Source organism: Sphingomonas sp. OV641, from assembly GCF_900109205.1.
GTDB lineage: Bacteria > Pseudomonadota > Alphaproteobacteria > Sphingomonadales > Sphingomonadaceae > Sphingomonas.
On sequence record NZ_FNZB01000007.1, the window covers coordinates 65230 to 78076 of the forward strand.

Consider the following 12847-nt stretch of genomic DNA (forward strand, 5'->3'; position numbering starts at 1 on the left):
CGGATCATCACCTCATGCAAACCGACCGCAGCCAGCGATGGCGCGAGCGGCGCGCGCTATGGGCGCGCGACCTCGAGCTCATCGATCCAAGCGCCTATCGGGTCGAGGTCATCGACCATGCCGTGGCGCGCGCGTTCATCGCACGGCACCACTACCTCCCGACCTATCCGGCGGCCCAAGTCGCTGTCGGCCTGTTCGATCGCAGTGGTGCTCTCGAAGGCGTCGCCGTTTTCGCAGTGCCGACCACCGGCGCCGTGATCTCACGCCACACCGGCTTCGACGATCCCGCACGCGGCTGCGTCCTGGCCCGTCTCATCCTGACCGACGCAGTGCCGCAGAACGGCGAGAGCTTCTTCGTGGCGCGCGCCTTCCGGCACCTCCGCCGTGAACGGCCGGGAATCGAGGCCGTGGTCTCGTATAGCGACCCCGGCGCCGGGCATATTGGCCGGGTCTATTGCGCGCTCTCGGCCGCGCACCGGGCGATCACGAGGCCGCGTACCATGCTCCGCGTCGGCGACATCACCATCTCGGGACGGACCCTCTCAAAAATTCGTCTCGGCGAGCAAGGACATGCTGGTGCGATCGACCAGCTGGTCGCGCTCGGCGTCCCGAGGCCGTCGATATCCGCCTCGATCATCGTCGGAGGCACGCTCAACGCCGCCGAGTTCGACGAGCTGGTCGACATCATCGCAAGCGAGCGACTCGCCATCGAATGGGACGGCGAGCCTTTCGAAGCGCATCATCATGTCGCGGGTGAGCCGCTCAGCCTCTTCGCCCATGAGGTGGCCGGCGGCAGCTTCGACGATCTCGAAAGCTGGTGCCTTTCCCATCGATTGCCCTTCGTTCGATGGTGCGGCGGCTATTCCGGCCAGTGGGGACCTGAACGCGTCGTTTCGACCGGCGACGAGCGCATCACGTCCTACGCGGTCACCGAGGATGACGAGGTCGTCATCAGCCGAAGCAAGATCGAGATGCTCGGCTCGTTCGAGGCCGTCCTCGCGCATTTCGATACTGCCGAATTCACCGTGCCGCCGCTCGTCGTCCGCGGTGTCGATGCCGACAACCCCGCCAGCCACGGAGGCCGTCATGTCCAATAGCTATACCAAGGCCGCGTTCGGCATTGCGGTCACCAGCGCTGAGGCCGATCTTCTTCACCGCGTCGTCGGCGCGATCGAGATGATCGACGATGCCGAGATAGGCCTCGACGTGCTCGAGGCCCACTATCGCGACCTGGGCGCGGACTTCGCCGCGCTCTTCCCGCGCACGCCGGAGAGCCCGTTCGACGGGCTGCTCGACCTCTTCCGGGACGAAAATTATCCGAGCCTAGATTTCGACATCGACTTCGCCGGGCCCGATGCGGACGGCGTGGTCGTGGTCTTCTTATCGGGCGAGCAGTTCGGCGTGGAGACCGCGGCCAAGCTCATCCAGCGCTGCGCCCCGTCGGCATTGCCGTTCGGTTTCGAGTGGGCCTCGGATTGCGACAGGCTGCGCGCCGGCGAGTTTGGCGGCGGCCATGTCGCGATAACCGCCGACACGATCGAATATGGCCACACCTCGCTGATGCTCGATCGTGCCATCGCCCGGGCGAGCGACGAAGGCGCGGACGGTTTTGTCCTTGCCACGCGCAACGGCGAACCCGGCCTCAGCTTCTGGAACAATGAGGACGGCTTCGGCAGCCTTGCGCGGGCGACCGTGTTCAGCGAGACCGAGGCCGCGAAGTTCGACCTTCCGATCGCGGACGATCAGCCCGAATGGCTGGCGATGCCAGCGCCGCTGCGTCTCTGAGGGCAGCGGGAAGTCCTTTGCGCAGCGCACGCATCCCGATAGCTTGTCATCCGGGAGCCCGCCGATGACTTCGATCCAGACCGACTATGATTCCGCGCGCGCGGCGCTGACGCGCCTGATCCCAATCGCGATGAGCGACACCGGCCAGGCGCGCCGCGTCGCGAACTTCCTGATGGCTTGGTGGAATGGCCCCGATCTCGGCCATTTCGAGATTGCCGATCTCTTCGGCCTCGATATCGCCATCGCCAACGACATCACCAGCGTTATCGGCTTCCTCGGGCAGAACGACTGCGGCGCCGTCTACATCGATAGCTTGGGCTTTGCCGAGGAGATGCAGGACATCATCGCCCTTTGGCGTCCTTCGCTCGCGCGAAAGTCCTGACTCCCGTTCCACTCGGTCAGTGACACGATCCCGACGGCGCCGAAGTGGCGCTTGTCGGAGCGGCGCTGACGCGCCTTACTCGGCCGAACGGCCGAGGAGAGGAGGGGGTCAGAGAAGGTGTTCGGACAAGGGGTTCGAGCGAACTTTCTCAGGAGACCACCCATGAACATCGGCACCATCACCCAGAACGCCAGCGGCACCTACACCGGCAAGATCTCGACGCTGACCATCGCGATCGTGATCGCGCTGCGCACCGTCCACTCCGCCAATCCCCGCGCGCCCAAGTTCGAGATCCTCGCGCTCTCGGCTGCCCGCCAGTGGGTTCAGGTCGGCGCGCTGTTCGAACTCTCGTCCAACTCGACCGGCGAGACCTTCCTCAACGGCAAGATCGAGGATCCGAGCCTCGACAAGCCGCTCTACATCTCGGCCTTCCGCCAGGAGGACGGCTCCTACAACATCGTCTGGTCGCGTCCGACGCGCCGCCGCGATGCGCCCACCGACACGGTCGCGGCCGACGACGGCCTGCCGCCGCTGCCGGGCGCGGGCGAGCCGGCGGCGCCGGCAGGCACGGACGGGCTCGGCGAATCCTCGGCCGATGGCGCGTTCGGCGGAGAGCCCGCCTCCGGTGGCGAGCCCGCTTCCGGCGGCCGTCGCCGCCGCCAGCCCGAGATGGCCGACTGACCTCACGCCGTGCGCCTCATCGGGCGCACGGATCACCAGGGCTCGCTTCGCTCCCCCCGGCGAAGCGGGCCCTTTTTTCTGTTTCCGGCTATAGGCCGGACACCGATCTTCGGTAGAATCCGGGAAGCCGCGGACACGCGGTCAGCAAGGAGTGCCGATGGCGGCCGATGATCAACCCGTTTCCTGGACCGGCCGCTTCACCGACCTCGGGCGGGACGATCAACGAGCGCTTGCAGCGCTTGTGAAAGACGGCGGGGCGATCCCCGACACGATCGAACGTATCCTGCCGCGGCTCGGCCGAAGCCACCGCGTGGAACTGCTTCGCGAGCCCGGGACCAATCGCATCGTCGGTGCCGGCGTCCTCAAAGACCCGTCCACAAACTATCGTTGCAAGAAGTTCGCCGAGGCCGGCGTGGCAATCGATGGCTATGAGGATGCCCCGGAACTTGGCTACATCGTCGTGGCAAAGGACATGGAAGGGCAGGGCCTCGGGGAGCGCCTCGTTCGCGCCGTGGCCGATCCGCTCACCAAAGCCTGCTTCGCCACGACCGACAATCCCAGGATGCACGGGAAGCTGAGCCGGGCGGGCTTCTCGCGCCAAGGCCAGGACTGGCAAGGCGCCAGAGGGAACCTCTCGCTCTGGACGCGACCTGCCCGATAGTCAGCCGCCGTCCTTGAATTTATCCGGAAACTCCGTATATTCCGGGCAGGAGAATCGCCATGCCCCAGACCGCCAGTTCCGTCGAGGTCTCGAAATCCTTCGGCCGCTTCAGCCGCCAGGCCCTCGAGAGCCCGCTGACCATCACCCATCATGGGCATGAAAGCCTCGTGCTTCTGTCGCATGCCGAATATCAGCGGCTCAAGAGCCGTGATCGTCAGGTCTACACGCTCGACAACATCCCGGACGAGATTGCCGAGGGCGTGCGCGCCGCGCGAGCGCCTGCCGAGGCAGCCGCGTTCGATAACGAGGTCGAGTCCTGACGCGTGAAAATACCTGAACCGGTTCCAGGCCTCGTCATCCGCTACGCCTATCTCTGGAGCCACGAAGCCAAGGCCGGCCACGAAGAGGGCAGCAAGGACCGCCCCTGCGCCATCCTCCTGACCGCAACCACCAAGGCCGGCGCAAGAATGGTCACCGTCCTTCCGGTGACGCACACGCCCCCGGCTGACCCTAAACTCGCGGTGGAGATCCCGGCGGCGACGAAGGCGCGCCTTGGCCTCGACGACGAGCGATCATGGGTGATCCTCACCGAACTCAACCACTTCCAATGGCCCGGCCCCGACCTGCGTCCAGCGCCCGGCGATCCGGCCGGCGACGTCGCATACGGCGTGCTCCCGGCCAGCCTCTACGAGACCATTCGCACGCGTTGGCTTGCCGCCTACGACGCTGGCAAGATCGCCCAGGTTAAGCGGACCTCCTGACCCATTGCGCCGCCAGACGCGTCCAATGAGATGACGCTGCATTTGCCGGTCAATCGCCGATCGGCCCCGCATCGACGTGGTGGGTCCCCGTCATCCTTTGGTGCCAGCGCCTTTCCGTCGCCGGTTCCTGACACCTGCGGCGAGACGGCCGCGTCCCACAACCCCATCCGCTCGCCCGTGTTGCCGCTACGCGGCTGCCCGCGCCAGCTCGCTCCCGGGGTTTCCCTCCGCGCTTCGCGCTCCGGTGTCGGCCGCGCCCGCACGCCGCTCTTCGGTGTCACCGGCGGAAAGGCCGCCGCAGCATCGGAAGGAGCAGTCCCATGAACAACGTCAACATCACCGGCCGGGTCGCCAAGGACCCCGAGACGCGCGGCACCGTCACCACCCTCATCGTCGCGACCGATCGCGTGAAGCTCAGGGACGGCAAGACCTATGTCGACGAGGCCACCGGCTACACCGCCAAGGAAACCGAGTTTCACAAGATCACCTGCTTCAACGGTCTCGGCCGTGCCGCCGCGATCCGGGAGAAGGGCAACGTGGTCGCGATCACCGGCCGCCTGCATTATTCGAGCTGGGAGGACCGCGACGGCGTGACGCGCTACGGCTGCGAGATCATCGCCGACAAGATCGACTTCTTCTGAAGCGCAACGGAGCGGCGCTCACGCGCCGCTCTGTCCGCCTGTGTTCAGGCCGGAAGCCGCATCGCCGGCGCCGGGATCGTCGGCGTCAGCAGGTCGGCCACGCTCTGCGTGAAACCCAGCGCCAGCACCACCTCGTCGCGCGACAGGGTGAAGCTGCGCGCCAAGCCGTCGACCAGCAGATCCTTGAACCGCGCGGCGAGTGCCTCCGCGGCGTCCCGGATCATGGCCTCGTCCATCGCCAATCTCATGACGCTCTCCATGCATCGTGATCCTGCGCCCCGACTCCGTATAGCATTTTTCGTGCCGCCGGCGGACCGACAATCGATCGATCGATGTCAGTCGAGCTGGCCCGGGTAGTTCTGGCGGCGGCCCGCCTCGAGATTGCGCACCATGTTGTCGACACCGATCTCGAAGAACTCGGCGAAATGGAAATTGGCGTGCTCCCTGAGCTTCCACTGGTGCTCCGAGATCACGGCGATCACAGCATTGGCGAGCGCGATAACCGCAGACCCTTCAAGCGGATAATCCTCGTAGATTCGCCCCGGATCGAGGAAATACTTCTTGTCCAGGTGCGCGAAGAACCGGTCCCGGCGGCCCATGATCGCCGCGATCGTCGGCCGATGACTCTCGAGCGCCGCGACCTGCGCGTCGAGCACATCGGCGGGTGGTGTGCCCGCCTTCCAGGCGATGTTTTCCCGGTTCTTCCGACAGAACTCCAGAAACGCAAACACGCTGCCCTCCGCCCGGCGGGGATCCTCGAGCAGCCGCGCGACGGCCAGGTGGAGGTCGGTCTCGGCCGACAGCATCAATGGATAGAGGATCGGCTCGATCGTCCAGAGGCGATCGCCATGGATTTCATGCTGCCGGAGCAGCTGCGCATAGACGCCGAGCTTGGCGGCCAGGCCGGGTGGCTCGGTCCCGTGCAGCAGCGTCGCATAGCGCGACAATCGCTCCTCATAGTTCGCCTGGATCAGGGCCTTCACGCGCACTCCGCAGGTTCGTCAAAGACGCTGCTTGCCAGATTTGCCCGCCGCCTGCGACCTGCCGTCGTCGCGCTGTCATCAACCGCCAATGGTTCGACGCATCCCACCCTGCGGGCGGGACCGGCGCTCTACTCGCTGTCGCTCCCGGAGCCCCGTCTCCGCCGGGTCTCCGCCCTTAGGCGCGGAGATCCTCGCCTGTGATACTGCGGAGCATGTCACGAAGGACGTCCCCATCAGCCGCGCGCTTCTTTCCGGGGAGCTCTCCCTTTTTGTCTTTACGAATGCCGCGCACGGCTTTCTCGAGACGGGCGGCGTCAGGCTGAGTAGTGGGGGGCTCCATGTCCGCTGCGCGATGGGCGAAGACGATTGCGGCCAAGCGACGGCCGACAGTGGCACGGCCCAACGGCACGGGATCTCTGCGCTCGAGGACAGTGCCGCGCTTCGTTCGCCGCGGCTCGGCCGGCACGAACCCGCGTTCGGCAAGCAGGGTCAAAAAGGCTGCAACGGTTGCGGGTGCCGCCGGAAGCGGCCGATATCCATTCTCCCCGCACCAGGCACAGAAAAGCCGCCAGTCGGATTTGTATGCGCGCAACGTCGCCTCGGCCGAGGCCCGCGCGACATAAGCGTCAACCCGCTCGCGATCGTCAGGCGAAAGGTCAGGAAGAAACGGCTCCAGGGAAGTTACCTGATTGAGCACCGCGACGGTGCCCGCCATGATCGCTTTGAGGCTTTCGCCGTCGTTTTGGCTCATTCCGATAGGCCTCCCATATCTGGGCGATCGGCACGGACACCGTCGATCCAATCGAGATTGTCGCCATTTCGGCTCCAATGACCTAGCACCCGATCTGCATCGGTGAGATCGGGGAAGTTACGCCGCTGCACATGCATGATCGAGACCGTGTTCCACCGCTGAAGATGCTTCTCGCGCATGGCAAATCTGCCATGCTCTTTAGCGTCTGCGTCATTGGCAAGGGTCTGCTGGTCGCCTGCGAAGTAGCCCCCAGCGCCAGCGGTGCCGTAGCCAAACACGAAGTCGTAGCAGTGATCGGCCTTGGAGAGCGTCGAATCCACCAAGCCGGATGCGACGTCGAAACACTCGTCCTGGCTATGTGTGCACGTCAGGCAGATCCCTTCGGCGATGACATCGCCCTTGCATTCGGTCTGACCGCACGGCGCGCGCTCGGTAACAGTCGTCTCTTCGCACACTAGGCAGTAGAGCTCGGTCGCCCCAGGCGATTTGGTCGTCAACTGAGCAAGGCGGGACCAGTCGTCCTGCCAATCGCGGTTCGACGCGAAATAGCAGTGCGGGCACACATAGCCCCGCCGATCGTCATCATAGCCGAAGAAGCGCTTGGCCTCAGCGGGCTTCAGATGACGGATGGCGGTGGCGATCTGTCGCAGGACGTGGTTTCGGGCATTGTCGACGAAGCCGAGCGAGGCGAATTTGCTCTCGTCCTCCAATTCGATCAACCGTTGCGCCCACGGGACCTCCGAAAAGAGCGCTTCGATCGCTGTCAGCAGCGTCTTCACCACCTGCTCGGGCGTGAACGTGCCCGGCGCCGATGAATGCATGATCTTGTTGCGATCGCGCCTGACTTGTTCCCAGAACGTCTTGAACGGCTCGTCCAAGGGAGAGGCAACCACACTGTTATGGACGGGTATGAGGTCCGTGGCGTCGAGCGTGCGGAATTCACCGAACGAGACCGGCCCAGTGGCGGTGCCCTTCGGCCAATCCTTCGGCCCACCAATCAGGAGATAGGGCGATACCGCCGCGATCCGACCCTTGAGCGCCAGCTCCATGCCTTGCTGGATGAGGCTGTACGCGTTGGCGAGCGCGGGCTGCGAGCGCTGCCAAAATTCCTCAACCGCTTCCTCGGGCGTTTCGTCGGCCAGCTTGTAGTACGTTGCACCATCGTAATCATGCACCGAGTCCATCGCGATCTGCCACGCCAGGTGAACCTGCTTGAGGCCGGCGGCATGAAATTCGCCGGCGGTTGGGATGTCGATGATCATGGTCAGGATCGTATCGAAGCTGTAGGTTTTCCTGAAATGGTGGACGGCATCTGCCCGGCGGCACGCTTCCGAAATAGCGGATTGCACCTAAATTGGTGGACGTCAGAGTCTTCGCCTTACGCTCGACCTGCCATCGGCATCAGTCGGCGCTCATGGGATCAGATGTAGTGCCGGAACGGCAGCGGCGGTGCGGTAACGGTATGAGGCGACGCCATCAGGATCTCACCCACCCGGTCGGCGAACTTGAGCGTCACGGGCAGGGCGCTCGCAAAATCGCAGGCGTTATAGTTTACCTTGGTGAGCGCAAGGATGTCGCCGAGCACCTCTACAATGTCCCCTTCGCCATGCGTCACGTCGACGGTGAGCGGCTTGGGTGTCTCGAACCCTTGATACCCTGCCAGCCGCGGCACGAACCCCCGCGCCCAAAGGTAACCTGACCAGTCACCCACGGTAAGGGCTGTGCCGCGCAGGACCGGTGTCGACGCAGAGGGGCGGAACAGCCGAACATCATCGAGCTGCTTGATCCTGACTCCTACCAGCTGTGTTTCAGTGGGCACTGCGCTGCAAAAGCCGTCCCACTCATCGTGGGAAAAGCGGTGACGGCCATGGATGAACAGCTGGTTCGGTGGCTTGCCGTGCTTGAGCTTATAGCCCTCGACCACCGAGGTCATCAAATTCGCCGCCGCGCTCCTCGACAGGTGATATTCCTTGCGCTCGTCGGAGTACCAGGGCCCAAGGGCGCCGCGAAATACGAGACCGTCGCCTGAGTTGAGGAACATCTGCGCGGCGCAACAGGCTTCGCCCGTTGCCGCAGGCGTGTCGTCGTTCTTAAACACCAGTCCGACGTAGCAAACGCCAGGGCGGACATGGGCCAGCGCCCACGGCTTGGCGTCCATCTTGAAGTAGAGCGTGGTGCAGAAGTTCCAGGCAACCGTGGCCTCGTCCTGGAGGCCGCGCCGGCGGTCGTTGGTGATGTTGAGGTTGCGGTCGACCAGCGTGCTTTCGAGGATCAGCTGGAGGACGACGCCGTCCTGCAGCAACTCGGCTTTCAACTGGTGGTGGAAATTGCTCGAGAACAGGTAGGTTTCGGCATCCCGCACCGTGTCTGGGAACAGGTCGCCGCCCATCTGGAAGAAGCGTTTGGCGTCCTTGAAGCTCGTGATGTCAGAGGGAGTGCGCTCGTCTCTGGGCGGTGGTGCTACCTGGGGACGTCCGTAGCGATAGACGACGTCCGGAACGACAACGAGCCAGACGTCGGGACGGCGCTCCTCGGCGCGGATGTGCGCGCGGATCGCGTCGGCGAACAGCAGCACCGTGGATCGGACCGCGTCGGCGCGATTGTTCTTCTTGATGCAATGATCGATGTCGCCGCTCTTGAGCGCTAGCTCGACCATGCCGCGGGTTGGCAGCGCGATGCCGAAGCAGGCCTCGAAGCCTGGCCATGCGGGTGCCCATAGAACGGGCTTGCCCTTCGCATCGACCTTGCCGGGGATATGTAGGCTGATCCGCTCTAACCAGCGGCGGGATAGGCCGACGCCGCTCTCCGTCCCGATGACGCCCAAGCGCACCTGGGAGCGGCCATCGGGGCCTTCGAGCGGCCCGAAGAGGAAGAGCCCATCTTTTGGCGCTTCCATCTGCTGCCCGTGACCGAACTCAAGCAAAGGTTCGGCGATGCGATGCGTGAGAATGCTCATGCGTCGGCCTCCTCCGGCATCTCATCCCGGTCGAAAGCCGTTTCGAAGTCCTCTGACAGGGTTATCTGGCCGGATTCGTCCTCCTCGACTCGGCGGTCCTCTTCCGCGGCGAAGCTGACTGGGAAGTCGAAGCTCATCGGTAGGCTGGCAACCGCAAGGCGCTCACCGGACGCGGCAATGTCTAGGGTCGGATCACCTTCGGCAAGCCACCCCATCGCGGCGAGCAGCATGTCGCGCCATTTGTCGTTGAACCAAGACCGCGTGAGGCGCAACCGGATACGCTGCAGCTGTTCACCCGGGAGCGGGGTTCGGCCATCGGTCGTCACCGCGACATTGGCATGGACCCGGAAGAGAGCATCCGGCCAGAGCTTGGGTTGAGCGACAAGGCACAGATGCCAGCGCCGATCCTTGAACTTGCCGCTCAGGACCCGGTCGACCCGATGTCCATCGCTCAGCGTCAGCTTCACTCTTCCGTCGATGAGTCCGTCGGGGAAGAAGCGGCCGCGGGCGCCCGAGGCGAAATCGACAGGAAGTAGCCCGAGACGATGCATGGCCAAGTCCCAGTGCTGACGCATCAAATTGACGGCGATCCGCCGTGCATTGGAACGCTCAACGAAGTGGCGGCTATAGGTACCGTCGATCACGCCGTTGAATGGCAAGCTGGCGCGCGCCTTCAAAGGCGGAGCGCCGTTGTCGAGACGCTCGATAGCATCGGGTCCGCAGAAGGCGATCACCCCTCCATCGTGTAGTACATGGGGAACACGTGTGAACTGGCTCCAGGCTTCCAGCTGCGCAGTCGTTCCCTTCGCCTCCAGGATCCAGACGTCAGGCCTCGCCCGGAGTTCGAACCAGTTGCTGTAGAGCGTCTCGGGACTTGAAGTGACCAGCTTTCGACCGTCCTCTTGGGCAGCGACGATCATCGCAAGCTGCTCGGCGTCCGGATGCTCGACCTTTGGCACACGTGAGGAGTCGAGCGTCTCGAACAGGGGCTGAAGGCAGGCAGCCCAGTTAGGGAACGCATTGTGTGCGTTCTGGCGGAGGATCTCCGTCGGGAAATCGCCGAAATCCACGTCGGCGATTCGGATCGGAATCATAAACTCCGCATCGCCGAGCTTGCGACGCATGACGTCGCCGAGGGCGAGTTCCTTCTTTACGCCTTGCTTGCCGATGTGCTCGGACACGACGACGATCTGCTTGATCGCCTCGTGCCGCAGCACGTGCTCGATCTTGTCCCAGAAATCGTCGCCACCCCGAAGCGCGCCAACGTCGACCCAGACCTTGTACCCGGCAGTGGTCAAGCGACCTGCGAGCCACCGCGCGAACCGGTTATCCTCGGGGTTGGCGTGCGTGATCAGAATGGTGTCGCGCACCAGTGTCGGAACGGTTGTCATGCGTGTCCCCGCCTGCAGCGTACCGTACCCAAAAGCACGAATATGGGCCTACTACGCCAGAGGGCGCACGTTGGTGATGGTAATGCCGACATCCGCGCTCGCCAGCGGGCCGTCCGTCGTGAACATCTGCGCTTGCAGATCGATCGCCAAAGCAAGGCATGCCCGGTCGCCAAGCGAAAGACCAAGTGCCTTCGTCGACGGCCGGAGGTCGCCTATGATGAGCGCCTGGGCAGGGGAGAGCGGCCGAACATCGAGGTGCAACCCGCCGAGCGCCTCACGCACCTCGTCCAGCGACAGGCCACGCTCCCGCAGCTTGGACACGACCTCGGCCAGGTTTGCCGTTCCGATGACACTGCGGGTCAGCACGTCGACTACCCGATCAGCCCCGGGCTCGTCGTTCAGAAGGCAGAGCAGGGCGGAGGCGTCGAGTACGACCTTGCTACTCACGCTCCGCCTCACGCCGGCGTTCGGCAATCAGCTCGTCAGCCAGGCCGACGCCTTCGGGCACATACTTGCGAAGGATCGCGCGAGCCCGCTCTAACGCTCTCGGTACGGACCGTACCCGCAACTCGCCATCGTCCACATCGACGAGAACGGTGTCACCTGTGGTGATCCCGAGCTCACGGCGCATTGCCGCCGGGATCACGAGCTTGCCACCATCCACGATCTTGACCCTCTGTGCTTCCATCTGCACTGACCTCGCTTGGCTGACCCAATCACCAGACCTTACCGGATGTCGGCGCTGACGGATAGCGCAAAGCAGGACCCTTCAACGGGTTTAGTGATTGGTGGCCGTTCATATCTGCGCGCGGTAGCTACTTAGGCCTGACTAGCTGAGCTAGGCTCGACAGGATCGGCGCTTGCTATTCCGAGCCGGATGCCGCAGCGGTGGCTCACAAGGGTATACCCAACAACGCCAAGTAGGAGTGATGAGCAGGTGGCAGGCAGCGAGGTTAGGGCGGCGCGGGTGTATTTGCGGGTAAGCACGGACGAGCAGGACCTGACGCGGCAGGAGAGCATTGTGGCTGGTGCGCGGGCGGCCGGCTTTTATGTCGCGGCCGTATACCGGGAGAAGGCGTCGGGCGCGCGACCGGACCGGCCGGAGCTGCTGCGCATGGTGGCGGACCTGCAGCCGGGCGAGGTGGTGGTGGCCGAGAAGATCGACCGCATCAGCCGCCTGCCTCTGCAGGAAGCGGAACTGCTGGTGGATGCTATCCGGGGCAGGGGGGCTCGGCTGGCGGTGCCGGGCATTGTGGACCTGTCGGACTTGGTAGCTGATAGCGCAGGCGTGGCGCGCATCGTGCTGGAGGCGGTGCAGGACATGCTGCTGCGGGTCGCGCTGCAGACGGCGCGGGATGACTACGAGACCCGGCGCGAGCGGCAACGCGAGGGCATCGAGATTGCCAAGCGGGCGGGGCGGTACACCGGCCGCAAGCCGGACCTCGCCCACCACCGGCGCATCGTAGGTCTGCGCGAGGCGGGCATGAGCATCGCGAAGACCGCGGAGCTCGCCGGGTGCAGCATCGCCCACGTCAAGCGCGTGACCGCGCTCCACCGCTCAAGGGCCGCTCAGCCGCAGAAGACTAGTTGAGTACCGTACATGTTTTACCTGCGGGTCGTGGCAGACCGAACCCCACCGCGGATTGGTCTCCGCGTGGAGCAGCAGAGCGGCATCCTGGGTATCACCGCAGGATAATCGCGCATAGTCGCTTCCAACCTGCCATTCTGACACGGGGTTCCGACACCTGTAGACCCGCGGATGTAAACGCTCGCGCTAAGTGGCGGCATTCTGATCGCGCTATTTGTCGGCGAGCGTCGCTACGCGGCTACCGGCTTGGTCTCGGCCGATCGCACA

At 64.5% G+C, this 12847-nt stretch carries 17 protein-coding genes; 9 read left to right on the forward strand and 8 right to left on the reverse strand.

Features of this window, described 5'->3' with window-relative positions; genetic code table 11:
* The first annotated feature begins 14 nt into the window (after nt 1-14).
* The 8 genes from BMX36_RS22230 (at nt 15) to BMX36_RS18815 (ending at nt 4911) form a co-directional block, all read left to right on the forward strand.
* Nucleotides 15-1097, forward strand: coding sequence for a Mom family adenine methylcarbamoylation protein (locus tag BMX36_RS22230; protein ID WP_256210884.1), 1083 nt, complete (start codon nt 15-17; stop codon nt 1095-1097).
* Nucleotides 1087-1785: a hypothetical protein gene (locus BMX36_RS18785; RefSeq protein ID WP_093067980.1), complete on the forward strand. Its 699-nt coding sequence runs from the start codon at nt 1087-1089 to the stop codon at nt 1783-1785. Before BMX36_RS22230 ends, BMX36_RS18785 begins: the two co-directional genes overlap by 11 nt.
* A gap of 64 nt (nt 1786-1849) precedes the next feature.
* Nucleotides 1850-2167 (forward strand): DUF7673 family protein, encoded by a 318-nt coding sequence (locus BMX36_RS18790; RefSeq protein WP_093067961.1) that lies wholly within the window; start codon nt 1850-1852, stop codon nt 2165-2167.
* A 162-nt stretch (nt 2168-2329) separates the two neighbouring features.
* Nucleotides 2330-2848, forward strand: coding sequence for a DUF736 domain-containing protein (locus BMX36_RS18795; protein WP_093067962.1), 519 nt, complete (start codon nt 2330-2332; stop codon nt 2846-2848).
* Nucleotides 2849-3005: 157 nt separating this feature from the next.
* Nucleotides 3006-3509, forward strand: a complete 504-nt coding sequence (locus BMX36_RS18800) for an N-acetyltransferase (RefSeq protein ID WP_037448195.1) — start codon at nt 3006-3008, stop codon at nt 3507-3509.
* A 59-nt stretch (nt 3510-3568) separates the two neighbouring features.
* Nucleotides 3569-3829: a type II toxin-antitoxin system Phd/YefM family antitoxin gene (locus tag BMX36_RS18805; protein WP_037448192.1), complete on the forward strand. Its 261-nt coding sequence runs from the start codon at nt 3569-3571 to the stop codon at nt 3827-3829.
* A gap of 3 nt (nt 3830-3832) precedes the next feature.
* Nucleotides 3833-4270, forward strand: a complete 438-nt coding sequence (locus tag BMX36_RS18810; RefSeq protein WP_037448189.1) for a hypothetical protein — start codon at nt 3833-3835, stop codon at nt 4268-4270.
* Nucleotides 4271-4590: 320 nt separating this feature from the next.
* The gene (locus BMX36_RS18815; protein ID WP_037448186.1) at nt 4591-4911 is read left to right on the forward strand and encodes a single-stranded DNA-binding protein; all 321 of its coding nucleotides are present in this window, start codon (nt 4591-4593) and stop codon (nt 4909-4911) included.
* Nucleotides 4912-4955: 44 nt separating this feature from the next.
* Here BMX36_RS18815 and BMX36_RS18820 read toward each other — a convergent pair whose 3' ends face one another.
* From BMX36_RS18820 to BMX36_RS18855, 8 genes are all read right to left on the reverse strand, one after another.
* A complete protein-coding gene (locus BMX36_RS18820; RefSeq protein ID WP_233447709.1) occupies nt 4956-5159 on the reverse strand; it encodes a hypothetical protein in 204 nt (67 codons plus the stop codon).
* A gap of 87 nt (nt 5160-5246) precedes the next feature.
* Nucleotides 5247-5858 (reverse strand): AbiU2 domain-containing protein, encoded by a 612-nt coding sequence (locus tag BMX36_RS18825; RefSeq protein WP_037448276.1) that lies wholly within the window; start codon nt 5856-5858, stop codon nt 5247-5249.
* 211 nt (nt 5859-6069) lie between these two features.
* On the reverse strand, nt 6070-6645 hold the full coding sequence (locus BMX36_RS18830; protein WP_256210887.1) for a site-specific integrase: 576 nt from the start codon (nt 6643-6645) through the stop codon (nt 6070-6072).
* On the reverse strand, nt 6642-7907 hold the full coding sequence (locus BMX36_RS18835) for a hypothetical protein (RefSeq protein WP_093067965.1): 1266 nt from the start codon (nt 7905-7907) through the stop codon (nt 6642-6644). The genes BMX36_RS18830 and BMX36_RS18835 overlap by 4 nt, the downstream gene beginning before the upstream one ends.
* Nucleotides 7908-8065: 158 nt before the next feature.
* Entirely contained in the window at nt 8066-9601 is a 1536-nt protein-coding gene (locus BMX36_RS18840; protein ID WP_046408758.1) for an argonaute/piwi family protein, read from the reverse strand.
* Nucleotides 9598-10992, reverse strand: a complete 1395-nt coding sequence (locus BMX36_RS18845; RefSeq protein WP_046408756.1) for a toll/interleukin-1 receptor domain-containing protein — start codon at nt 10990-10992, stop codon at nt 9598-9600. Before BMX36_RS18845 ends, BMX36_RS18840 begins: the two co-directional genes overlap by 4 nt.
* 51 nt (nt 10993-11043) lie before the next feature.
* Nucleotides 11044-11439, reverse strand: coding sequence for a type II toxin-antitoxin system VapC family toxin (locus BMX36_RS18850; RefSeq protein ID WP_046408755.1), 396 nt, complete (start codon nt 11437-11439; stop codon nt 11044-11046).
* A complete protein-coding gene (locus tag BMX36_RS18855) occupies nt 11432-11680 on the reverse strand; it encodes an AbrB/MazE/SpoVT family DNA-binding domain-containing protein (protein WP_046408754.1) in 249 nt (82 codons plus the stop codon). The genes BMX36_RS18850 and BMX36_RS18855 overlap by 8 nt, the downstream gene beginning before the upstream one ends.
* Nucleotides 11681-11959: 279 nt before the next feature.
* On the opposite strand from BMX36_RS18855, the gene BMX36_RS18860 reads away from it, so the two are divergent.
* Nucleotides 11960-12583 (forward strand): recombinase family protein, encoded by a 624-nt coding sequence (locus tag BMX36_RS18860; protein WP_170172280.1) that lies wholly within the window; start codon nt 11960-11962, stop codon nt 12581-12583.
* Nucleotides 12584-12847 lie beyond the last annotated feature (264 nt).

Bases quoted from the DNA above. Each gene is read 5' to 3' on its own strand.
- BMX36_RS22230 (WP_256210884.1), top strand. From the start codon at position 15: ATGCAAACCGACCGCAGCCAGCGATGGCGCGAGCGGCGCGCGCTATGG.
- BMX36_RS18785 (WP_093067980.1), top strand. From the start codon at position 1,087: ATGTCCAATAGCTATACCAAGGCCGCGTTCGGCATTGCGGTCACCAGC.
- BMX36_RS18790 (WP_093067961.1), top strand. From the start codon at position 1,850: ATGACTTCGATCCAGACCGACTATGATTCCGCGCGCGCGGCGCTGACG.
- BMX36_RS18795 (WP_093067962.1), top strand. From the start codon at position 2,330: ATGAACATCGGCACCATCACCCAGAACGCCAGCGGCACCTACACCGGC.
- BMX36_RS18800 (WP_037448195.1), top strand. From the start codon at position 3,006: ATGGCGGCCGATGATCAACCCGTTTCCTGGACCGGCCGCTTCACCGAC.
- BMX36_RS18805 (WP_037448192.1), top strand. From the start codon at position 3,569: ATGCCCCAGACCGCCAGTTCCGTCGAGGTCTCGAAATCCTTCGGCCGC.
- BMX36_RS18815 (WP_037448186.1), top strand. From the start codon at position 4,591: ATGAACAACGTCAACATCACCGGCCGGGTCGCCAAGGACCCCGAGACG.
- BMX36_RS18820 (WP_233447709.1), bottom strand. From the start codon at position 5,159: ATGAGATTGGCGATGGACGAGGCCATGATCCGGGACGCCGCGGAGGCA.
- BMX36_RS18830 (WP_256210887.1), bottom strand. From the start codon at position 6,645: ATGAGCCAAAACGACGGCGAAAGCCTCAAAGCGATCATGGCGGGCACC.
- BMX36_RS18835 (WP_093067965.1), bottom strand. From the start codon at position 7,907: ATGATCATCGACATCCCAACCGCCGGCGAATTTCATGCCGCCGGCCTC.
- BMX36_RS18840 (WP_046408758.1), bottom strand. From the start codon at position 9,601: ATGAGCATTCTCACGCATCGCATCGCCGAACCTTTGCTTGAGTTCGGT.
- BMX36_RS18845 (WP_046408756.1), bottom strand. From the start codon at position 10,992: ATGACAACCGTTCCGACACTGGTGCGCGACACCATTCTGATCACGCAC.
- BMX36_RS18855 (WP_046408754.1), bottom strand. From the start codon at position 11,680: ATGGAAGCACAGAGGGTCAAGATCGTGGATGGTGGCAAGCTCGTGATC.